The organism is Streptomyces sp. Je 1-332, from assembly GCF_040730185.1.
GTDB lineage: Bacteria > Actinomycetota > Actinomycetes > Streptomycetales > Streptomycetaceae > Streptomyces.
This window is the reverse complement of sequence record NZ_CP160402.1, coordinates 6456786-6478219: the sequence shown is the minus strand read 5'-3', so window position 1 is coordinate 6478219 and position 21434 is coordinate 6456786. Positions and strand designations below refer to the sequence as shown.

Here is a 21434-nt window from a genome sequence, read left to right as displayed (position 1 = left end):
ATGCGACCCTCTCTACTCGACAGTCAGGTCACCGCGCGACGCGGCGTCGTTGTAGCGCAGCAAGCACTCGGCGAACTTCTCCAGGTCCGACTCGCCCCACTCCGCGAGGCGCTCATGGAACGCGACCCGGCGCGCGTCCGTGACCTGTGCGAGCACATCGACCCCTCGGTCGGTGAGATGCAGCACGTGCACCCGATGGTCGGTCGGATCGAGCCGCCGCTCCACGAGACCTGCCTTCTCCAGCGCGCCCACCTGCCTGCTGATCGTCGACTTGTCCAGTGTGTAGTGCGCCGCGAGGTCCGTGGCCCGGCATCCGCCCTGGTATTCGAGATGACTCAGGAGCGTGTACGAGACCAGCGACAGCTCGGGGTGCATGCGTGCGGCGGTGGCGCGGGCCCGCCGGGCGAACGCCGTCATCTCCCGCTGAATGATCTCGATGGACCCATCCCTGTCGGACCCGTCACCGTCGGCCACGATTTCTCCCTCTTCGCGAATGGTTGTACAGTACAACACCAAGGATGAGTGTATAAGCCAACCATTTCGAGAGGTCTCCCCGATGACCGCCACCTCGGCGCCCGCCCACAAGGCATCAGCCGGCCCGGCAACCGCCTCCGGACCACTCCGCCACGTCCTGCTCCACCTGGTGACGCCCCTGCTGATGTGCCTCGGCATGGGCCTCGCCTACATGGGCGCGTTCGTCACTCCGGAGCCGCACGACCTGCCGGTCGCCGTCGTCGGATCGGGCGAGCAGACGCAGGCCCTCGCGCAGACCGTCAAGGACAAGGCGGGCGACGCTCTGGACGTGCGGACCGTCGGCTCCCGCGCGCAGGCGGTCGACGAGCTCAGGTCGATGGACATCTCGGGTGCCTACATCCCCGATGCCAGGACCCCGGAGGTGATCGTGGCCACCGCGGGCTCCGACATGAGCGCCATGGCGGTGGAGAAGGTCTTCACGCCGGTCGCAGCCGGGCACGGTGTCCCGTTGAAGGTCACCGACGTCGCGGCGACCGTCGACGACGACCCCACAGGGCAGGGCCTGTTCTTCCTGCTCGTCGCGGTGAGCATCGGCTCGTACGCGTCGGTGGCTGCGCTCGGCGCCGCGGGGGCCGGGATGCGGATGCGGGCGCGGGCGGGGCTCGCGGTCGGCGTCTCGTTCGCCGTGAGCCTGATCGGCGCGGCGCTCGCCGGGCCCGTCTTCCACCTGGCGCACCAGGGCCTGTGGGGTGTGTGGGCCATGGCGTGGCTGTACTCGGCCGGCATCCTCTTCATCGGCGTCGGGCTGCACACGTTCCTGAAGCGCTGGACGACGCTGACGATGATGATCCTTTTCGTGATGCTCAACTTCACGTCCTCCGGTGGCCTGTTCAGGCCGGAGCTCCAGAACGGCTTCTTCGGCTCGCTGCACGCCTTCTGGAACGGCGCCGGGTTCGTCGAGGGCATCCGCAGCCACCTCTACTTCGGTGGCCACGCGCTGGGCGGACACGTCTGGACGCTGGCGGTCTGGCTGCTCGCCGGCCTGCTGATCACCGCCATCGCGGCGCTCTGGGAGCGGGGCCGGCGCCACGAACCCTCCGCGAAGTCCGCGAAGTCCGCTGAGGCCGCGGCGTCCGAGGAGGAGATGGAGGAGTCGGTGGCGGTCTGAGCGTCGCCCGCGCCCCCGAGGGGGCGCGGGGAACCGCGCCTACCGCTGGTACCGCGCGAGCACCAGATTCCCGTCCTCGACCAGCCGGTGTCTCAGCTCGTCCAGGTCGATGGCACCGCTGTAGTACTCCTGCAGGGCCGGGGTCGCCACCTTGTCCTTCCACTCCGCATAGCCCCGCACCGACTGCGCGGGGGCCGAGCGGAGATCCTTCGCCAGGGCCGTGCCCACCGCCCAGTCGTTCTTCTCGGTGCGCAGGGCCGGGTCCTTCAAGGCCTCCGTGCCCGTGGGAAGCATCCAGTCGCCCTGCGCGAGGCGCACCATGTTCTCGGGCTGAAGGAGGAAGTCGATGAACTCGACCGCCTCCTTCTTGTGTTCGGTGTCCTCGGAGACCGACAGCGTCTGCGGGCTGACGCCCTGCGCGAGGCCCTCCGCTCCGGCCGGGGCGGGAAGCACCTGCCAGTCGAAGCCCTTGGGCGCCTGCTGGACGATCTGCTGACGGTAGGAGAAGCCGAGCGGGACCATCGCGTACTTCCCGCCGAAGAAGCCCGGCAGCGTGTCGGAGCCGCCCATGCCCAGGGTGGTGCTGGACGCGCTCTTGTCGGTGTTGACCTGATCGTGGACCGTGCGCGGCATGATCTCGTCGGCCTTGTCGAAGCGGATGTCGACCTTGCCGTCCTCGCCGCGGTGGAACATCCGGCCGCCGGTGGAGAGTGAGAGGTTGAGCGTCGCTGACACCGGCTCCTTGAGCGGCCATGCCACCCCGTACTTGCCCTTGCCGTCGCTCAGTTCCTTGGTGACCGAGCGGAACTCGTCCCAGGACCAGGGCTTCTCGGGGGTCGGGATACGGACGCCCGACTCCTTCAGCCACTTCGCGTTGGCGATCAGGACGCGGGGTTCCTGGAGGAACGGCACGCCGTAGACGCCGTCCCCGAACGTCGTCGTCTGCCAACTGCGCTTCGGGATGTCGGACTTGAGCCGGTCGGGGAGCAGCTCGCCGAGGTCCGCGAGATACCCGCCGTACGCGAAGTCGGCGAGGTCGTCCGACGCGTCATGGATGATGTCCGGCGCCTCGCCGCCCTCGAAGGAGGTGAGGAGCTGGTCGTGGACGCTGTCCCAACTGCCCTGGACGTACTCGACCTTGACGTCAGGGTGGCTGGCGTTCCACTCCTTGACCAGTTCCTTGTTGGCGTCGACCGACTCCTTCTGCCAGGCCAGCGACTGGAAGCGGAGCGTGATCCTGCCGTCGTCGGAGCCTTCGGAGTCACCGCTGCATCCGGCGAGCAGCAGTACGAGGGCGGCGGTCACCGCGGTGGTGAGGCGTGCGCGCATCAGCTCTTCACCGCCCCGGTCAGCATGCCGCCCGTGATCCGCTTCTGGATGATCGCGAAGATGACGAGCGAGGGGAGGGTGGCGAGGAACGCGGCAGCGGCGAGCGGGCCGAGGTCGGCGGCACCCTCCGCGCCGATGAAGTGCGTGAGGACGACCGGCAACGTCTGTTTCTCCGGGGTCTTGAGCAGGACGAGCGCGAAGAAGAACTCGTTCCACGCGGTGATGAAGGCGAAGAGGATCGTGGCCACGATGCCGGGCGCGAGCAGCGGCGCGGTGATCGAGACGAGCGTACGCAGCTTGCCCGCGCCGTCGACGGCCGCGGCCTCCTCCAACTCCGTGGGTACGGCGCGCACATAGCCCACCAGCATCCACAGCGCGAAGGGCAGCGCCCAGACCACGTAGACCATGATCAGACCCGGCAGCGAGTTGATCTGGCCGAGGTTCTTCAGGACCAGGAAGAGCGGGATGATCACCAGGACGAAGGGGAACGCCTGGCTGACCACCACCCAGCCCGTGGCCGCCCGCGCGAGAAACGTGCGGTGGCGCGCCATGACGTACGCCATGGGGGTCGCGATGGCGACGGCGATGAGCGCCGCGCAGACGGCCGCGATCAGGGAGTTGCCCGCGGCGCGCAGGAGCGGCTGCTCGTCGAACGCCTGCCGGAAGTTGGCGAGGGTCGGGTCCTTGGGAATCCAGGTGGGGTGCAGGCTGGCCAGCTCGCGCGGCGGCTTGAAGGCCGTGGAGATCAGCCAGAGGAAGGGGAAGGCCAGAAAGACGAGGTAGCCGAGGAGCGCGAGGTACTGTCCGGCGCGCGCGGGTTTGCTGGTGCGTGTGGTGCTCACTTCTCGTCGCCTCCCTTCAGTCGGCCCACGAGGTAGAACGCGAGGATCACCGAGATCACCGCGACCATCACGCAGCCCATCGCCGCGGCATAGCCGAACTGGCCGTAGCGGAAGGCCTCTTCGTAGGCGAAGAGCATGGGGAGGCGGGTGCGGCCGCCGGGGCCGCCGTTCGTCAGGACGTAGACGAGGGCGAAGGAGTTGAAGTTCCAGATGAAGTTGAGCGCCGTGATGGCGAGGGCGACCGGCTTCAGCGCCGGCCAGGTGACCGTGCGGAAGCGGCGCCAGGCTCCGGCGCCGTCCACCTCGGCCGCCTCGTGCAGTTCACGCGGGGTGTTCTGCAGTCCGGCGAGCAGCGCGACGGTGGTCTGCGGCATGCCTGCCCAGATGCCCACGACGATGACGGCGGGCAGCGCGGTGCCGAGGCCCGTGAGCCAGTCGCGGCCGTCCCCCAGGCCGAGGTTGCTCAGGGTCTCGTTCAGGACACCCGCGTCGGGGTTGTAGACCAGGCGCCACATGATGCCGACGACCACTTCGGGCATCGCCCAGGGGATGATCGCGAGCGAGCGCGCCAGCCAGCGGAAGCGCAGATTCTGGTTGAGCAGCAGGGCCAGGCCGAGCGCCAGGAGGAACTGCGGCACGGTCACACCGACCGCCCACAGCAGGCCGATGCGGAACGAGTCCCAGAACAGGGTGTCGTGCCACAGGTCCTGGAAGTTGAGGAGGCCGATCCACTCGGTGGGCTCGGTGCGGCCCGACTGGGAGTCGGTGAACGCGAGCGTGATGCCGTAGAGGAGAGGGCCCACGCTGAGGATCAGGATCGGGATCAGCGCGGGCAGGACCAGGAACCAGGCGCCGTGGTCCGCACCTCTGCGGGCGGACGCGCCGTTCGCTGACCGCTTCTGCGCGGTCGCCAATGTCACGGAATCGGCTCCTTTGGGCGGCTCATCGGGGTTTGGCCGCCCAGGCGGCCCCCGTCATCGTGCTGATGGGATCTTGATACGTCAAGCAGCTACGCAGGCCTCGCAGCCGCTTGGCCAGTGCGAATGGGAGACTGTGCCGGCGAACGTGGCGAACGGAACGAAGGGTGCGGGAGGCAACGGATGGACGAGGCGCGGGCACGGGACGTACTGGACGCCGCGGGTCTCGACCGGGACGCGGCGCTGCTGGCGCTCGGCGAGAACGCGGTCTTCGGCTCCGGCGGGTCGGTGGTCAAGGTCGGGCGGGCGGCGCCCGAGCTTCTCGACCGTGCGCGGCGGGAGTTGCGGGTCGCGCGCTGGCTCGAGGAGTCGGGGGTGCCCGCGGTGCGGGCCGCCGAGGACGAACCCCGCCTGGTGGACGGGCATCCGGTGACGGTGTGGCACCGGCTGCCGGAGGCCGTGCGGCCCGCTGAGCCGCGCGACCTCGCCGCACTGCTGCGGCACGTGCACGCGCTGCCGGCCCCCGGCTTCGAGCTGCCACGGCGTGAGCTCCTCGGCGGGGTCGAGAGGTGGCTGCGCCTGGCGGGCGACGCGGTCGACGTCGAGGACGCGGACTACCTGCGCGAGCGCAGGGACGGGTTCGAGGCGGCGGCGTCGGCGCTCTCGCCACGGCTCGCTCCCGGGGCCATTCATGGTGACGCCCTGCCGCGGAACGTTTTGGTGGGCGCGGACGGGCCGGTTCTTGTGGACCTCGAGACGTTCTCCTCCGATCTGCGCGAGCACGATCTGGTCGTCATGGCGCTTTCCCGGGACCGCTACGGGTTGCCGGCCGACGCGTACGACGGGTTCGTCGACGAGTACGGGTGGGATGTGCGGGAGTGGGAAGGGTGCGCAGTGCTCCGCGGCGCCCGGGAGACGGCCAGCTGCGCGTGGGTCGCGCAGCACGCCCCCACCAATCCGAAGGCCCTGGCCGAGTTCCGCCGCCGGGTGGCGTCGCTGCGGGACGGGGATGCGACCGTGCGGTGGTATCCGTTCTGAGACGTCAGACGCCGGACGCGCTGAACTCCTCGCGCAGCGGCCACGTCCCGTCCACCACCGCGTCCGTCTCGCCCTTCTTCCTGAGGAACCTCTGGAAGTCCGCCGCCCACTCGGCATACCACTCGACCTGGCGGCGGTGCAGCTCCGCCGGGCCGAAAGCGGCCAGCTTGGGGTGACGCTCGGCTATCGCGCCGGCCAGGCGGGCCGCGGCCAGGGCGTCCGACGTGGCGTCGTGCGCCGACTCCAGGAGCACGCCGTACTCGGTGCAGACCGCTTCGAGGTTCCGCTTGCCCTTGCGATACCGCTCGACGGAGCGGTCGATCGCGTACGGATCGATGACCGGGGCCGGTTCCGCGCCGCCCAGCCGCTCACGCAGGGACGGCAGTCCGTGCCTGCGCAACTCCGCGGCGAGCAGGGTCAGGTCGAAGGTGGCGTTGTACGCGACGACCGGGACGCCCGTCTGCCAGTACGACACGAGGACCGCCGCTATCGCGTCGGCGACCTCCGCGGCCGGTCTGCCGTCCGCCGCCGCCCGCTCGGTCGAGATGCCGTGCACCGCCACGGCCTCCGCCGGGATCTCGACGCCCGGGTCGGCGAGCCACTCCTTGCGGCCCAGCGTCTCGCCGGCCCTGACCTCGATCACCGCGCCCGTGACGATGCGCGCCTCGTGCGGGTCCGTCCCGGTGGTCTCCAGGTCGAAACCGATCAGCAGCTCCCGGTGCCAGCCCATGGCCGCCCCCTTCTCTGTGGTGCTTTCCCCCATTGACCACCACGATCCCACGCACCACTGACAATCCGAGGTCCGCGTTCCGCTTGCCGGCCTGAGCGGCGCGGGAGACCGGGCTAGCTGCGCGGGAGGTCGGCCTCAGGACACCGGCCGCGAGTCCGCCCAGGCCAGCTCGAACTCCTCCCGGTACGTCGCGAAGAGTCCGTTCTCGTCCGGCTCGTCCGCCTTGACCACCCGGCGGCCGCCGCGCAGCACGAGCACCGGCGCCTCCATCCCGCGCGTCCTGCGCAGATACGACTGGACGACCGCGATGCCGTCGGCGCCGTCCCCGTCGACCAGATACGCGGTGAAGCGCGGCGTCTCGTCGAAGACCTGGATCTCGAAGGCGCCCGGGTCACGCAGCCGGGCCCGTACCCGGCGCATGTGCAGGATGTTCATCTCGACGCTGCGGCTCAGCTCGCCCCGCTTCAGGCCCAGTTCACGCTCCCTGCGCTTGACCGCGCTGCTCGCCGGGTTGAGGAAGAGCAGCCGCACCCGGCAGCCGGACTCGGCGAGCCGCACCAGGCGGCGTCCGGAGAAGTTCTGCACCAGGAGGTTCAGGCCTATCCCGATCGCGTCGACGCGCCGGGCGCCGCCGAAGATGTCCTCGGCGGGGAACTGCCGCAGGAGCCGCACCCGGTCCGGGTGGACGCCCACCACGTCGGCGTACCGGTCGCCGACCAGGGACTCGACGGCGTCGACGGGCAACCGGCGTGCGGAGGGTGTGTCGGTGCCCGTGCCGAGTATGTCCAGGAGCCTCGCCGAAGCGCGCTCCGCCTGGGCGAGCACGGCGGTGGACAGGGCGCGGTTGCGCGAGACGACGTTGCGGGTCACTTCCAGCTCGTCGAGGGCGAGTTCGACGTCCCTGCGGTCGTCGAAGTACGGCTCGAAGCACGGCCAGTGCTGCACCATCAGCTCGCGCAGCTGGGGCAGCGTGAGGAAGCTCAGGACGTTGTCGTCCGCCGGGTCGAGCAAGTAGCCCTTGCGGCGGCTCACTTCGCGTACGGCGACGGCGCGCTGCACCCACTCCTGTCCGGCGGGCCCGGCGGCCGCGACCACCCAGTCGTCGGCGTGGACCGGTTCGTAGATGGGGCGCAGGACAGCGGCCACGACCGCGCGCAGCCGCTGCTCCACGAGATTCAGCCAGATGTAGGCCCGCCCGGCGCGCTGGGCGCGGGTGCGCACCTCGCGCCAGGCGTCGGCGCCCCAGTCCAGTTCGGGTCCGATCTGGGATCCCATCTCCATCGGCCGCGCCAGGGACACCGCTCCGGGCGGGCCGTCCGCGGAACCCCCCTCGTGACCCTCGTCACCAGGGGGCAGTTCCCGCCCTCCCGAGCTCACCCAGCGCACCCCTTCCGCTCCCCCGAGCACTCCCCCGTTCAACGATCAAGGAAGGGTACTCCGGGAGCGGCGGCCGGTGCAGCAGGATGGAGAGGGAGCTTTCTCAACTACCGCCCTCTGGATTGCCGTTCTGGCCGGCGAGGTCGGCGGGAGTGAGCGGATTCATAGCGGTCACGTCACGCGGGGCGATCGAGAAGCCCTGCCAGTGGACCGGCATGGGCTGCTGGTCCTCGTCCCGTGCGACGTGGTGGAACCCGATGTTGACCCAGGTGATCGGGTGCTTGAGCGTTTGGCCGTTGACCCATTTGTCGACGCTCTTGGGCCCGCAGTTCGACGAGAGGTTGTCGCTCGTGTACTGCTCGCACTTCTTGTACTCGGTGAAGTACACGTCGTGGTTGCTGTAGGCGCGTCCCGGGTGCTTGACGGAGCGGCCCGGCACGATCTCGTACGACCTGGCGTGGCCGTCCTCGTTCTTGCCCGCCGTGCTCACCACGCGCCACCAGCGCATGCCCTTGACGTCACCGATGAGTTCCTTGGTGACGGGGGTACGAGTGGTCTTCGTCTTGGGCTGGCCGTTTCCGGTGGGCGGCGTCACCTTGGAGTCGTACTGCTCGACCTTGGCCTTCGGGGAGCCGTCGAGGCCGAAGTTGAGGCGCCAGGAGACGTTGTGGCTGTGGCTCTCCGCGTAGTCGCTCGCGCCCTTGCCGATGGGCCAGCCGCGGCCGTCGGTGCCGTTGTAGTCGCTGGGCGAGAGGCTGCCGGTGGCGCCGACGTTCGAGGTGATCGTGCCGTCCGACGAGAAGCGCCACTCGGTGATGTACTCGTACCAGGAGGCTTGGTTGACGGTGTAGACGAGCAGGTCCTTGCCCTGCGCCTGGTAGATCTTCTCCGGATTCTCGTAGATGTCCGGGGTCATGCGGTAGGCGTGGCCACGCGCGCGCGTGGTGGTGCACAGGCCCTTCACCTTGCCGCCGGGGATGGGCGAGGAGTTGCCGACCTTGACGGTCTTGATGGTGCCGCCGGGGCACTCGGCGGGCTTCAGGGGCAGGAGGTCCGTGCCGAAGGAGGCGCCGGTGATGTCCTGGTACTCGTTCTCGCCGTCGTCGTAGGGCACGTGGACCTGTGCGAGACGGGCGCTGGTGAGGACCGGTATGGGCTTGGGCTCGTTCTTCGGCTGGTACGAGATGTTGTCGAGCACCAGACCGGCGTTGGTGTTGTAGTGCCAGCACATGCGCCAGGTGGTGCCGCCGTCGACGGTCTGCTCGATGCGGTAGTCGGCGCTGCAGGCCGGGGCGGCGGCAGCGGGGGCGTCCTTGGCGCTGTTCTGTGTGGCGCCCGCCGGGCCTGCTGCGGCGACGGCGGCGCCCAGGAGCGCGGTGACCGCAAGGCCGATGGAGGCGCGCTTGCGGGCGCGCCCAAGTCTGTTCACGTGCATGCGAGATGACTCCCTTGTGCGGAAGCGAAAGGGTGCGAGCGGGTGCCTGTGCCGCTCAGCGGAGGCGGGTGACCTTGCGGTCGCTCAGATCGACGATGAGGTCGCGGGTGTCGATCCAGGGACCGTTGACGACCTTGCTGACGACGCTGAGGCACCGGTGTTCGCCGCACTTGGCGAGCGGGGCCGGCAATTTCTCGACGGTCTCCTTGTGGAAGACGAAGGCGCTGAGGGTCAGCTGGCCGGGCGAGGTGAGCTCCTTGCCCATCGCGTCCTTGTAGTCCTTCTTGAGGTCCGCGCCGAGCGGGTCGGCGATCAACAGCTCCGCGGCCTCACGGAGTTCGTCCTTGGCCGGCGGCGGCTGGACGCCGTGCGAGGTGTCGGTGTCCTCCACCTTGCCGGTGGCGAGATTGACGGTCTTGGTGACCAGCGCGTCGTTCTTGTAGTCGTAGTAGACGATGTCCGCGCGGCGCGGCCTGTCGGGGTCGACGGCCTCGGTCGGGTCCACCTCGCTCAGATTGTTCGCGAGGAGCTGGGGGCCGCGGTCCCCCTCCACGTCACGGGCGGACCTGCGGAGGTCGCCCTTCATGGCTATCGTCTCGGCCCGCTTCATCTCGTCGTCGGTCAACGGGTCGCTGCCGATGCCCTTTTCGCCCTCTTCGGGCGCGGCCTCGACGACCGCGTCCTTCGGGATCGCGTTCTGCTGCGCCGCTCCCGCGGCCACACTGCGGTCCTGACCTCGGGACTCCCCCGCCCCGGCCGGTCCCGGCAGTGTGATTCCTACCATCACGGCGGTGGCGGCCACGGCGACCGCCGTGCCCGCCACTACCTTCCCCAGATGGCGTCTGACTAGTTCGCGCACATCCTCCCCCTTCTTCCCCTGGTGTCCCACTCATGGGCATACCGAGTATGTGGTCGATCGGTTAGACGGACTCAACTCCTGGGTGGTTGCCCTACTTTCGGGGAACCTTGAGCGAAGTGACCCCGAGCCGAGGGGGCGGTAGTGGAAGAGTCAGATGCATGCAGGTGTGGCCAGGGCAGGCGTATCCACTCGGTGCCACGTACGACGGCGCCGGTACGAATTTCGCGGTCTTCTCCGAGGCCGCCGACCGCATAGAGCTCTGTTTGTTGCACGACGACGGCTCGGAGACAGCCGTCGAGCTGCGTGAGTCCGACGCGTTCGTACGCCACGCGTACCTGCCCGGCGTGATGCCGGGCCAGCGGTACGGCTTCCGTGTGCACGGTCCGTACGACCCCGCGCAGGGGCACCGCTGCAACTCGGCGAAGCTCCTTCTCGACCCGTACGCGCGCGCGGTCAGCGGCAGGATCGACTGGGGCGAGGAGGTGTACAGCTACCGCTTCGGCGCCCCGGACCAGCGCAACGACATGGACTCGGCGCCGCACATGATGACGTCCGTGGTGGTCAATCCCTACTTCGACTGGGGCGACGACCGGCCGCCCCGCACCCCGTACAACGAGACCGTGCTCTACGAGGCCCATGTGAAGGGCCTGACCATGCGACACCCGGATCTTCCCGAGGAGTTGCGCGGGTCGTACGCGGCGCTCGCGCATCCGGCGGTCATCGATCATCTCGTGCAACTGGGGGTGACGGCGCTGGAGCTGATGCCGGTGCACCAGTTCGTGAACGATCACCGTCTGGTCGACATGGGCCTGAACAACTACTGGGGCTACAACACGATCGGCTTCTTCGCGCCCCACAACGCGTACGCCTCCTGGGGCGACCGGGGTGAGCAGGTCCTGGAGTTCAAGCAGGCGGTGAAGGCGCTGCACGAGGCGGGCATCGAGGTGATCCTCGACGTCGTCTACAACCACACGGCCGAGGGCAACCACCTGGGCCCGACGCTCTCCTACAAGGGCCTGGACAACGCCTCGTACTACCGCCTCACCGACGATCCCCGCTACTACATGGACACCACGGGGACCGGCAACTCGCTCCTGATGCGGTCGCCGCACGTCCTCCAAATGATCATGGACTCGCTGCGGCACTGGGTCACCGACATGCACGTGGACGGCTTCCGCTTCGATCTCGCGGCGACGCTCGCCCGGCAGTTCCACGAGGTGGACCGGCTTTCGTCGTTCTTCGACCTCGTGCAGCAGGACCCCGTGGTGAGTCAGGTGAAGCTGATCGCCGAGCCGTGGGACGTCGGCGAGGGCGGCTATCAGGTGGGCAACTTCCCGCCGTTGTGGACCGAGTGGAACGGCATGTACCGCGACACGGTGCGCGATCTGTGGCGGGGCGAACCGCGCACGCTCGCGGAGTTCGCGTCCCGGCTCACCGGCTCCTCCGACCTCTACCAGGACGACGGGCGGCGCCCCTTGGCGTCGATCAACTTCACCACCTGCCACGACGGTTTCACGCTGCACGACCTCGTCTCGTACAACGACAAGCACAACGAGGACAACGGCGAGGACAACCAGGACGGCGAGAGCCACAACCGCTCGTGGAACTGCGGCGCGGAGGGCGATACGGAGGACCCGGAAGTCCTGGAGCTGCGCGAGCGGCAGATGCGCAACTTCATCGCGACGCTGATGCTCTCGCAGGGCGTCCCGATGCTCAGCCACGGCGACGAGTTCGCCCGCACGCAAGGGGGCAACAACAACGCCTACTGCCAGGACAACGAGATCGCCTGGGTGCGCTGGCCGCAGGGCGAGAGCCGCCAGTTGGAGTTCACGCGCGCGATGGCGTGGCTGCGGCGCGACCACCCCGTGTTCCGCAGGAGGCGGTTCTTCCACGGCCGCCCGGTCGAGGGCACGCACGACGAGCTGTCCGACATCGCGTGGTTCACGCCGGAGGGCGAGGAGATGACGCAGGAGGACTGGGACGCGTCACAGGCCCGGGCCCTGACGGTGTTCCTGAACGGCAACGCCATCTCCGAGCCGGGTACGCGCGGCGAGCGGATCACCGACGACTCGTTCCTGATGATGTTCAACGCGTCGGACCAGCCGCTGGAGTTCGTCGTCCCGGTCAATCACGGCCGCCAGTGGGAGGTGATCGTGGACACCTCGTTGGCGGAGGGCGTGCCGCCGGACACGGGGGCGAAGGCGGGGGCCGGTGAACGCCTGACGCTCACCGACCGCAGCCTCACCGTCCTGCGGCGTCCCGCGTGACCTCGCGCCCGCCCTCCGCCGGGGGGCGGGCGACGAGCGCGACGAGGAACGCGACGGCGGCGGCCGCGCTGCCGAGCGCGAACGCCGCTCCGGGGCCGTAGGACTCGGCCAGGCGGCCCGCCACGGCGAGCGTGACCGCCTGGCCGCCGACGAACGCGCTCGCCGCGAACGTCATCCCCTCGGCGAGGCGCTGGGGCGGGCAGGAGCGCTCGGTGAGCGCGAAGCCGGTGATCAGGTTCGGGGCGAAGATCGCCCCGAAGACGGTCACCACGAGGTACAGACCCGTCATGCTGTCCGTCCACACCAGCGGCAGCGAGAGCAGCGCCGCCGCGGCCGTCGCCACGCGCCAGCGCGCGTACAGGCCGAAGCGCTCGGGCAGCGCGGCCATGGAGAGCCCCACGACGGCGCTCATGACGCCCATGGCGGCGTAGACGAGCCCCGCCTGGCCCGGCTGCCCCAACTCCTCGGTGAGGGCCGTGATGCCCGCTCCACAGGCTCCGAGCAGGACACCGACGAAGACGAGCCCGACGCGTACGACGACGACCGCGCGCGGGAGGCGCCGGCGGCCGCGGTCGCCACGCGCGCGTGGTGCTTCCCCCGTCACATGGGGCGCTTCCTGGGTCGCCCGTACCGTCCGGCCCGTGGGGTGCAGCGCGAAACCGGAGCCGCAAACGGCGACCAGGAGCGCGGCGGCGCCGAAGGCGTAGGCCGGGTGGCCCGCCACCGCGGCCAGGCCCACGAAGGCGGGGCCGAGCACGAAGGAGAGCTCGTCCATCGTGCTCTCCAGGGACAGCACGGTGTTGACTTGCCGACTGTCCCCGCCTGCCCGGCGGACCAGCGGGACGGCGCGTGCGCGGGCCAGCGGCCCGATGCCCGGGATGCTCGCGCCGGCGAGCACCGCGAGGACGACGAGCACGGGCGTGGGCAGGTCGAGGAGGGCGCCGAGGGTGTACACCGCGATCGCCACGGCGTTGAGCAGCGAGAAGGCGAGGACGACGGAGCGCTGGCCCAGCCGGTCGGCGAGGCGGCCGACGAGCGGGCCCATGGTCACCTGGCCGAGTGCCAGCGCGCAGGCGACCACGCCGCCCGTGGCGAGCGATCCGCTGGTCTCGGTGACCAGCAGCACGCTGCCGAACTGGATCATGGCCACGGGGAGCCTGCCGAGGAACGAGATCACCGGAAGGAGCGCTCCGGTGTGCCCGATCACTTCCCGGTAGGTCTCCAGGAGGCCGGGCGCGCCCCGGTACTCGCGGTTCTCGGGGTTGTCCCGGTCGTCCCGCGGCCCGTCCTGTGCGACCTGTGCTTTTGCAGCCATCGTCCGAAGCTAGCGACACTCTGACGGCCAGAAGCATGAGTCGATGGCACGAAAGCCCGCCAGGCGGGTACGTACGTTCGCATGACGCCTGAGCGCCCAGAGTCCGCGGTCCCGCCGCCGCCCACCGCCACGTACCGGTTGCAGCTCCAGCCGGAGTTCCCCTTCGAGGCCGCCGAGGCGGCCGTCCCGTACCTGGCATCGCTGGGGGTCTCGCACCTGCACCTGTCTCCGGTCCTCGAGGCCGTTCCGGGGTCCAAGCACGGCTATGACGTCGTGGACCACGCGCGCGTGCGCGACGAGCTGGGCGGCGAGGAGGGGCTGCGGTCCCTTTCGCGCACCGCGCGGGCGCACGGGCTCGGCCTCGTCGTGGACATCGTCCCGAACCACATGGCGGCGGTGCCGCGCCACAACCACGCCCTCTGGGAGGTCCTGCGGGAGGGCCCCGCGTCGCCGTACGCGCGGTGGTTCGACATCGACTGGGACGCGGGCGACGGGCGCGTGCTGCTGCCGGTGCTCGGCCGCGGGATCGGGGACGAACTGGAGCGTCTGCGGGTGGATGGCGACGTACTGCGCTACCACGAGCACGCGTTCCCCCTGCGTGACGGCACCGCTGAGCTGCCGCTGCCTCAGCTCCTCGACGCCCAGTGGTACCGGCTCGGGTGGTGGCGCCTTGCCCGTACGGAACTCAACTACCGGCGCTTCTTCACCATTTCGGACCTCATCGGGGTGCGCGTCGAGGACCCCGAGGTGTTCGACGCGACCCACGCGAAGATCCTCGAACTGCTGCGGGAAGGGGTCGTGGAGGGGCTGCGGATCGACCATCCCGACGGGCTCGCGGAGCCGGGGGCATACCTCCAGCGGCTCCACGAAGCCACACGCGGGCGCTGGACGGTCGTCGAGAAGATCCTCGCCGACGGGGAGCGCCTGCCGGCCGCGTGGCCCGTCGCGGGCACCACCGGCTACGACGCGCTGCGCCACCTCGACGGCCTCTTCACGGACCCGGCGGGGGCGGGCGAGCTCCTCGGCCAGTACCGGCGGTTCGCGGCGCCGGCGGTGGACCGGGGCGGCGACTGGGACGCGACAGTGCGGCGGGCGGCGTACAAGGTGCTCACCCATGAGCTGGCCGCCGAGACCGACCGCCTCACGCGTGAGGCGACCGCGCTCTGCGCCGCGGACCCCGCACTGCGCGACCACGCCCCGTGGGCCCTGCGCACCGCGCTCCTGGAGCTGCTCGTGCGGCTTCCCGTCTACCGGCCCTACGTCTCCGGGGGCGCCGAACCGGCTTCGGTGCTCACGGTGGGGGCCGCCGAGGAGGCGAAGGCGGCCTTCGCCGTGCGGGAGGAGGCAGAGGCGGTCGACGTCGTACGGGACCTGGCCCTCGGCCGTCTCGGGTCCGGGCCGGCGGTCGACGGCTTTCGCGCGCGGTTCGCGCAGACCTCGTCGGCGCTGCGGGCCAAGGCCGTCGAGGACACGGCGTTCTACCGGCACGCGCCGCTCCTGTCGGCGGCCGAGGTGGGCGGCGCCCCCGAGCGCCCCGCGCTCTCCCCGGAGGCCTTCCACGCGTACTGCGCGCGCGTGCAGCGCGACTGGCCCTACGGGGGGACGGTGCTGACCACGCACGACACGAAGCGCAGCGCCGACGTGCGGGCGGGCATCGCCGTCCTCACGCAGTGCCCGGAGCGGTGGGCCGACCTCCTGGTCGACGTCACCGAGCAGACCGCGCGCGTGGGCGGCACGAGCGCGCCGGATCCCCAACTTGCCTGGGCGGCCTGGCAGACGGCCGTCGGCTTCGGTTTCCCCTACGACGAACGGCTGCAGAACGCCCTCCTGAAGCACGTGCGCGAGGCGGGCCTGCACACCAGCTGGACCGAGCCGAACGAGGCCTACGAGAAGGCCGTGACGGCGTTCGTGGAGGCGGGCCCCTGCGGGCCGCCGCTCTACACCGTGGCGGAGTTCGCGGGCGCCCTGCGGCCCCATGTGCGGGCGAACGTCCTCGGCGCCGCGCTGCTCCAGCTGACGATGCCCGGGGTGCCCGACCTCTACCAGGGCACGGAGGGCGAGTACCGGGCCCTGGTGGACCCGGACAACCGGCGTCCCGTGCGGTTCCAGGCACACGTTTTGGAGTACCTGGAGCAGCACCGTGACCGCTGGGACCTCTCCGAGGAGAAGCTGGCGCTCACGGCGACCGCGCTGCGGCTGCGCAGACGGCGCCCGGAGCTCTTCGGCGGCGCGGCGACGTACGAGCCGTTGGCGGCGCGGGGTTCCGGAGCGGGGCACTGCGTGGCCTTCGCGCGCTCCGGAGAGGTGATCGCGGCGGTCACCCGGCTCTCCTCGCGCCTGGCCGAAGCGGGCGGCTGGCGCGATACGGAACTTGAGCTTCCGCAGGGGCGGTGGGTGGATCTGCTCGCCCCGGGGCGGGAGTTCACGGGGCACGCGCGCGTGGAGGAACTCCTCGGGGAGCTGCCAGTGGTGCTTCTCCAGCGGGTCCCGGCAGGGCGGGAGCCGGTCTCAGGAGGGGCGGACGAGTAGCAGGCGTGGCGCCCGCGCCATCAGGCCCCGGGGCGCGGGTCTGAAGCCGGGCGCCCAGCGCAGGCCGGGCATGGCGTCGAGCAGGGCCCGCAGGCCGCATTCGGCGACGAGGCCGGCCAGGGGGGAGACCGGGCAGAGGTGCTGTCCGGCGCCGAACGCCAGGTGCGCGGGGGCTTCCGGGCCGGCCGGGTCCACCGGGTCCGCGCGGAAGATGTCGTAGCGGTCGGGGTCGGCGAAGCGGAACGGATCGCGGCCCGCGGAGCCGACGAGGCAGGCCAGCACGGCTCCCGCGGGCAGCGTGGTGCCGCCCAGGGTCATCGGCGCGGTCGCGCGGCGCAGTACGACGGGAGCAGGTGGGTCGCGGCGCAGGGACTCCGCCCAGGCGCCGGGTATCAGCCCCGGGCGGGCCCGCACGAGGTTCAACTGGGCGGGGTGATCGAGGAGGTTGGCGAGGAAGGAGGCCAGCGCGAGGGCAGTGGCCTCGCCGCCTCCGGTGAGGAGCGTCCCGGCGAGACCGGTGACGGTGGCGTCGGAGAGCGCCTGCCCGTCCACCCGGGCGCCGCACAGCACGGAGAGCAGGTCGGCACCGGGGTGGGCACGCCGCCGCGCTATGTGGGGGCGCAGCAGCGCGGCCAACTCCGGGTGGAGGGCGCCGGATTGCGTGTGACCCGTACGGCACCACTCCTGCACGCGCGTGGCGTCCTCCCAGGGCAGTCCGAGGGCGGCGACGGCGGCGGCCGCGGGGAGCCAGGCGCTGAACTCGGCGACGAGGTCGGCCTCTCGCCGCCCGGCTATCCGCCGGGCGAGCACGAAGGCGGTGCGCCCTGCGGAGGACCGCAGCGCGGGCTCCAGGAGCCTGAGGTGGACCGGGCTCGGCCGGGGGCCCGGCGGACCGAGCCGGGTGGCGACGAGCGCGGCCCGCACATCCGCGTACCGGCTCAGGAGCCAGGCCCCGAGGAGCTCGTCGCGGACAACGGGGAAGCCCTCGCGGAGCGTGCGGTAGAGCGGGTAGGGATCACGCTCCACGCCGGGGGCCAGCAGGCTGCCGGGGGCCGGCAGGCTGGGGGTGGCGGTCCGTCCGGGGGTTGAGGACGGACTCGGCGGGGACGGTGACAAAGGGTGCCCGCGAAGGGCCGAGCTCGACGTCACGGTTCTCGGGGGCACGGATTCAGAGCATCACCGAAGGGCCGCTCACGCAGTTCCCATACACCCATTCGGGTGACACTGTCGGACAAGGGCGACGTGGGGTGACATCCCTTGGGTCGCACGCTTGACACGTGCCCGAACGCGTGGCGTACTGCGGGTTGCGTCAGCGGACAAGACGGGGGTGAGTCAACTGGCGGAGCAGCGCTATCCCAGTGTGGCCGAACTCGTGCTGTCCGCCCGGGGGTTGGCCGCTCATCGCCCCGAGCTCAGCTCCCTGCGCCAGGTGGGCGCGTCGCGCGCCGGAAGACCTCTGCACCTGCTGTCCGTCGGCAGCTCCCCGCGCGCCGTTCTGGTCGTCGCGGGCGCGCACGCGAACGAACCGACCGGCGGCTCCACACTGCTGCACCTCGCGGAGTGGACCCTGCGCGACGAGGATCTGCGCGCCGACACCTCCTGGCACTTCCTCCTGTGCGCCGACCCGGACGGCGCGAACCTGCACCGCACGCCCGCCCCGCGCTCCCTCTTCGACTACCACCGGCACTTCTTCCGCCCCGCGGGCCCCGAGCAGCCCGAGTGGTCCCCCTCCGTGCTGCCGCCGGACCGGCTGCCTCCCGAGACCCGCGTCCTGACCGGCGTCATCGACGAACTGCGGCCCTACCTGCAGGTGTCGCTGCACGGGACCGATCTCGGCGGCAGCTGGGTGCAGTTGACGCGGGACATACCGGGACTGGCGGAGCCGTTCGCCAAGTCGGCCGCGGAGCTGCACATACCGGTGGAGACGGGGGCTTCGGACGCGGCGGGCTGGCCGGTCTCGGGGCCGGGGGTCCATGTGCTGCCGGGCCCCGGTTCGGCGGCCGCCTATCCGAGCCTTCCCGAGGACGCCCGGCACACCACCTGGCACCACGCCCACCGGTACGGCGGCCTGACGGCCATCGTCGAGGTCCCCATGTGGGCCAGCGACCTCGTGGACGACGCGGCGGTCCATCCCTCACCGGTGCTCGCGCTGCGCGGCTTCTCGCAGCGGCTGCGGCGGGACGCGCGCCTGGTCGAGGACATCCTCGACGAGGCGCTGCCACGGCTACCGGAGGCGCGGGGGCCACTGCTGCGGGCCGCGCGCTGGGCGCTCGACCTGGTGCCTGGCCTCGCCGACGACTGGGCCCGGCTGCCGCCCGCGGGGACGTCGATGGCGTACATCGGCAGCGTGGACGCCTTCGGGCGCCGCCTTCCACTGCGGGCCGCGGCGATGCTGCTGCGGGTCCTCGACGCGGCGGGGGACCGGGCGGCGCCACGCCTGGAACGGCTCGTCCTGCAGTGGAGCGACGCGTTCGCCGAGCGGTTCAGGGCTCGCTGGGTGCCACTGGAGAACCAGGTCGAGCACCAGTCACGGACGACGGTCGCAGCCGCGCGCCACGCGCGCGTGGGGAACTGAGCGGGCTTCACGAGAGCGGGCTTCACGAGAGCGGGCTTCACGAAAGCGGGCTTCACGAACCGGAGAGCCGGAAGCCCATCTTCCCGAAGCTGACCTGATCGCCGTCCTGCACGACGGCCGCGCCGATCACCCTGCGGCCGTTCACGGACGTGCCGTTGGTCGAACCAAGGTCGCGCAGCACCCACATGCCGCCCTGCCTGCTCAGTTCGGCGTGCACCCGGGAGACCGTCTCGTGGCTGAGCCTGAGGCCGTTCGCCGGGTCGCGGCCGATCCGCAGCGGATACGGGTTCCCCGGCACCGGAAGAAGCAGCTTCGGCAGCTTCTCGGCCTGCCAGGCCCTGCGCAGCCGGACCGTGAATCCGGAGACCGCGCCGACGGTGCCGAACACCGCCCGCGCCAGGCGTCCCTCGGTCCGCAGATCGGCGGTGAGGGCGGCGAGTTCGTCGGGCTGACGGGCCGCCAGCGCGAGCTCCATGCGCCGCACGAACGTGTCGTGCGACAGCTTGCCGAGGGCGGCGCCCTCCCTGAGCACCTCCAGCGCCCTGTCGCGCTCGGCGTCGGTAAGCCGCGCGGGGTACGTGTGGATCTCAAAGGACGACGTCACCCTGGTGATTGTCGGTCAGCTCGGCCGGGGTGTCCAGAAAACGCGGAACGACCGCGAACCGATCACTTCTGCAGCACGATGGAACGTACGTCACCACGGATGACGTACGGATGAAGACGGAAGCAGATGGCAGCAGACGGACGGACGGCGGCGGATGGCGCACGAGGGGGAACTGTCGGTGGAGTTCGAGGTGTGGGCACCCGGGGCCGAGCGCGTCGCGCTGCAGTGCGAGGGCGCCACCAGGGCGATGGAGCGGGCCGAAGGCCGGGCCGGGTGGTGGACGGCGCGGGCGGACGCCGCCGACGGGGCGCGGTACGGCTTCTCGCTCGACGAGGGGCCCGTACTGCCCGATCCCCGCTCGCGACGCCAGCCGGACGGCCCCGACGGGCTCAGCGCCGTCGTCGACCACGACCGGTACGCGTGGCGCGCGCCCTGGGCGGGGCGCGGGGTGCGGGACGCGGTCCTGTACGAGCTGCACGTGGGGACGTACACACCGGACGGCACGCTCGACTCGGCCGCGGGGCGGCTCGGCCACCTCGCCGAGCTCGGCGTCACCCATGTGGAGCTGATGCCGCTGTGCCCGTTCCCAGGGCGGCACGGCTGGGGGTACGAGGGTGTTTCCCTGTGGGCCGTGCACGAGCCGTACGGCGGCCCCGACGCGCTGAAACGGTTTGTCGACGCCGCGCACGCCCACGGCCTCGGGGTCGTCCTAGATGTCGTCCACAACCACCTGGGCCCCTCGGGCAACCATCTGCCCGCCTTCGGGCCCTACTTCACGGAGACCCATCAGACGCCCTGGGGCGCCGCGGTCAATCTCGACGCCCCCGGCTCGGACGAGGTGCGCGCGTACCTGACCGGCAGCGCGCTCGCCTGGCTGCGCGACTACCGCCTGGACGGCCTGCGCCTGGACGCGGTGCACGCGCTGCGGGACACGCGCGCGTGCCACTTCCTGGAAGAGCTCTCGGGGGCCGTGGACGAGCTGGCCGACGAGCTCGGCAGACCGCTGGCGCTGATCGCCGAGTCCGACCAGGGCGACCCGCGCGTCGTCACCCCGCGCGCGGAGGGCGGTCTCGGCCTGCACGCGCAGTGGAACGACGACTTCCACCACGCGCTGCACGCCACGCTCACCGGCGAGGCGAGCGGCTACTACGAAGACTTCGCCCGCGCGCCCTTCGCCGCGCTCGCCAAGACGCTGACGGGCGCCTTCTTCCACGACGGCACCTACTCGACCTTCCGGGGGCGCCGGCACGGCCGCCGCGTGGACCGCGCCCGGACTCCCGCGTTCCGCTTCCTCGGCTACACGCAGACCCACGACCAGGTCGGCAATCGCGCGCAAGGAGACCGGCTCTCCGCCACCCTCTCCCCCGGCCTGCTCGCCTGCGCCGCCGCGCTCACCCTCACCGGGCCCTTCACGCCCATGCTGTTCATGGGCGAGGAGTGGGGCGCCGCGACGCCCTGGCAGTTCTTCACGGACCACACCGATCCCGAGCTCGCCGATGCCGTACGCCGGGGCAGGCGGCGGGAGTTCGCGGCGCACGGCTGGGCCGAGGGAGACATTCCGGATCCGCAGGACCCGGCCACCAGGGACCGCTCCTGTCTCGACTGGGCAGAGCCCCTGACCGACCCCCACGCGCGCGTGCTCGCCTGGTACCGCGAGCTGATCGCCCTGCGCCGCTCCCGCGGGGACCTCCTCGACCCCGACCTGGCGGCGCTGCGGGTCGCGTACGACGAGCAGAAGCGCTGGTTCGCGATCAGGCGCGGTGATCTGCGGGTCGCGGTGAACATCGGCAAGGAGACGGTCGACATCCCGCTGGGCGGCCGTGGCGCGCGGGTGCTCGCGGCGTGGGAGCCGGTCACCGCACCCGGCGCGGACGGGCTGCTGCGGCTGCCCGCCGAGTCGTGCGTGGTGCTCGCGACGCCCTGAGCACTACGGGATGAGGCTACGGGAGGAGGCAGGTCACGGGATGGGGTAGGT

At 71.2% G+C, this 21434-nt stretch carries 17 protein-coding genes; 6 read left to right on the top strand and 11 right to left on the bottom strand.

What is annotated here, in order from left to right; all coding sequences use genetic code 11:
* Positions 1-12: 12 nt before the first annotated feature.
* Positions 13-417 carry a MarR family winged helix-turn-helix transcriptional regulator gene (locus ABXJ52_RS29205; protein ID WP_367049350.1) on the bottom strand — a complete coding sequence of 135 codons (405 nt, stop codon included), beginning with the start codon at positions 415-417 and terminating at the stop codon, positions 13-15.
* 139 nt (positions 418-556) lie between these two features.
* On the opposite strand from ABXJ52_RS29205, the gene ABXJ52_RS29200 reads away from it, so the two are divergent.
* Positions 557-1642, top strand: a complete 1086-nt coding sequence (locus ABXJ52_RS29200) for a hypothetical protein (RefSeq protein WP_367045882.1) — start codon at positions 557-559, stop codon at positions 1640-1642.
* Between the two features lie 39 nt (positions 1643-1681).
* Here ABXJ52_RS29200 and ABXJ52_RS29195 read toward each other — a convergent pair whose 3' ends face one another.
* From ABXJ52_RS29195 to ABXJ52_RS29185, 3 genes are read right to left on the bottom strand one after another with little or no spacing between them, the layout of a single operon-like run.
* A complete protein-coding gene (locus tag ABXJ52_RS29195) occupies positions 1682-2971 on the bottom strand; it encodes a sugar ABC transporter substrate-binding protein (protein WP_367045880.1) in 1290 nt (429 codons plus the stop codon).
* The gene (locus ABXJ52_RS29190) at positions 2971-3813 is read right to left on the bottom strand and encodes a carbohydrate ABC transporter permease (protein ID WP_367045878.1); all 843 of its coding nucleotides are present in this window, start codon (positions 3811-3813) and stop codon (positions 2971-2973) included. Before ABXJ52_RS29190 ends, ABXJ52_RS29195 begins: the two co-directional genes overlap by 1 nt.
* Positions 3810-4733 (bottom strand): sugar ABC transporter permease, encoded by a 924-nt coding sequence (locus ABXJ52_RS29185; protein WP_367045876.1) that lies wholly within the window; start codon positions 4731-4733, stop codon positions 3810-3812. Before ABXJ52_RS29185 ends, ABXJ52_RS29190 begins: the two co-directional genes overlap by 4 nt.
* Before the next feature lie 180 nt (positions 4734-4913).
* On the opposite strand from ABXJ52_RS29185, the gene ABXJ52_RS29180 reads away from it, so the two are divergent.
* Complete coding sequence (locus tag ABXJ52_RS29180) at positions 4914-5768, top strand: aminoglycoside phosphotransferase family protein (protein ID WP_367045874.1); 855 nt, start codon at positions 4914-4916, stop codon at positions 5766-5768.
* Between the two features lie 4 nt (positions 5769-5772).
* Here the strand turns inward: ABXJ52_RS29180 and ABXJ52_RS29175 are convergent, their stop codons facing one another.
* From ABXJ52_RS29175 to ABXJ52_RS29160, 4 genes are all read right to left on the bottom strand, one after another.
* Positions 5773-6498, bottom strand: a complete 726-nt coding sequence (locus tag ABXJ52_RS29175) for a 3'-5' exonuclease (RefSeq protein ID WP_367045872.1) — start codon at positions 6496-6498, stop codon at positions 5773-5775.
* A gap of 135 nt (positions 6499-6633) precedes the next feature.
* On the bottom strand, positions 6634-7875 hold the full coding sequence (locus ABXJ52_RS29170; protein WP_367045870.1) for an SAV2148 family HEPN domain-containing protein: 1242 nt from the start codon (positions 7873-7875) through the stop codon (positions 6634-6636).
* 103 nt (positions 7876-7978) lie between these two features.
* The gene (locus ABXJ52_RS29165; protein ID WP_367045867.1) at positions 7979-9310 is read right to left on the bottom strand and encodes a copper amine oxidase; all 1332 of its coding nucleotides are present in this window, start codon (positions 9308-9310) and stop codon (positions 7979-7981) included.
* Between the two features lie 55 nt (positions 9311-9365).
* Positions 9366-10031, bottom strand: a complete 666-nt coding sequence (locus tag ABXJ52_RS29160) for a Tat pathway signal sequence domain protein (RefSeq protein WP_367045864.1) — start codon at positions 10029-10031, stop codon at positions 9366-9368.
* A gap of 296 nt (positions 10032-10327) precedes the next feature.
* Between ABXJ52_RS29160 and glgX the strand changes: the two genes are divergently transcribed.
* Positions 10328-12436: a glycogen debranching protein GlgX gene (gene glgX / locus ABXJ52_RS29155; protein WP_367045862.1), complete on the top strand. Its 2109-nt coding sequence runs from the start codon at positions 10328-10330 to the stop codon at positions 12434-12436.
* Here the strand turns inward: glgX and ABXJ52_RS29150 are convergent.
* Complete coding sequence (locus tag ABXJ52_RS29150) at positions 12411-13751, bottom strand: MFS transporter (RefSeq protein ID WP_367045860.1); 1341 nt, start codon at positions 13749-13751, stop codon at positions 12411-12413. The two genes, glgX and ABXJ52_RS29150, sit on opposite strands and share 26 nt — an antisense overlap.
* Before the next feature lie 81 nt (positions 13752-13832).
* On the opposite strand from ABXJ52_RS29150, the gene treY reads away from it, so the two are divergent.
* Complete coding sequence (gene treY, locus ABXJ52_RS29145) at positions 13833-16280, top strand: malto-oligosyltrehalose synthase (RefSeq protein WP_367045857.1); 2448 nt, start codon at positions 13833-13835, stop codon at positions 16278-16280.
* Here treY and ABXJ52_RS29140 read toward each other — a convergent pair.
* Positions 16260-17306 carry a cytochrome P450 gene (locus tag ABXJ52_RS29140; RefSeq protein ID WP_367045855.1) on the bottom strand — a complete coding sequence of 349 codons (1047 nt, stop codon included), beginning with the start codon at positions 17304-17306 and terminating at the stop codon, positions 16260-16262. The genes treY and ABXJ52_RS29140 overlap by 21 nt on opposite strands.
* Before the next feature lie 301 nt (positions 17307-17607).
* Here ABXJ52_RS29140 and ABXJ52_RS29135 point away from each other — a divergent pair, with 301 nt between their 5' ends.
* Positions 17608-18855, top strand: a complete 1248-nt coding sequence (locus ABXJ52_RS29135; RefSeq protein ID WP_367049349.1) for a M14 family zinc carboxypeptidase — start codon at positions 17608-17610, stop codon at positions 18853-18855.
* Between the two features lie 52 nt (positions 18856-18907).
* On the opposite strand, the gene ABXJ52_RS29130 is transcribed toward ABXJ52_RS29135, so the two are convergent.
* Positions 18908-19459, bottom strand: a complete 552-nt coding sequence (locus ABXJ52_RS29130; RefSeq protein WP_367045853.1) for a DUF1707 and FHA domain-containing protein — start codon at positions 19457-19459, stop codon at positions 18908-18910.
* 178 nt (positions 19460-19637) lie between these two features.
* Between ABXJ52_RS29130 and treZ the strand changes: the two genes are divergently transcribed.
* Positions 19638-21383 (top strand): malto-oligosyltrehalose trehalohydrolase, encoded by a 1746-nt coding sequence (treZ, locus tag ABXJ52_RS29125; RefSeq protein WP_367049346.1) that lies wholly within the window; start codon positions 19638-19640, stop codon positions 21381-21383.
* Positions 21384-21434 lie beyond the last annotated feature (51 nt).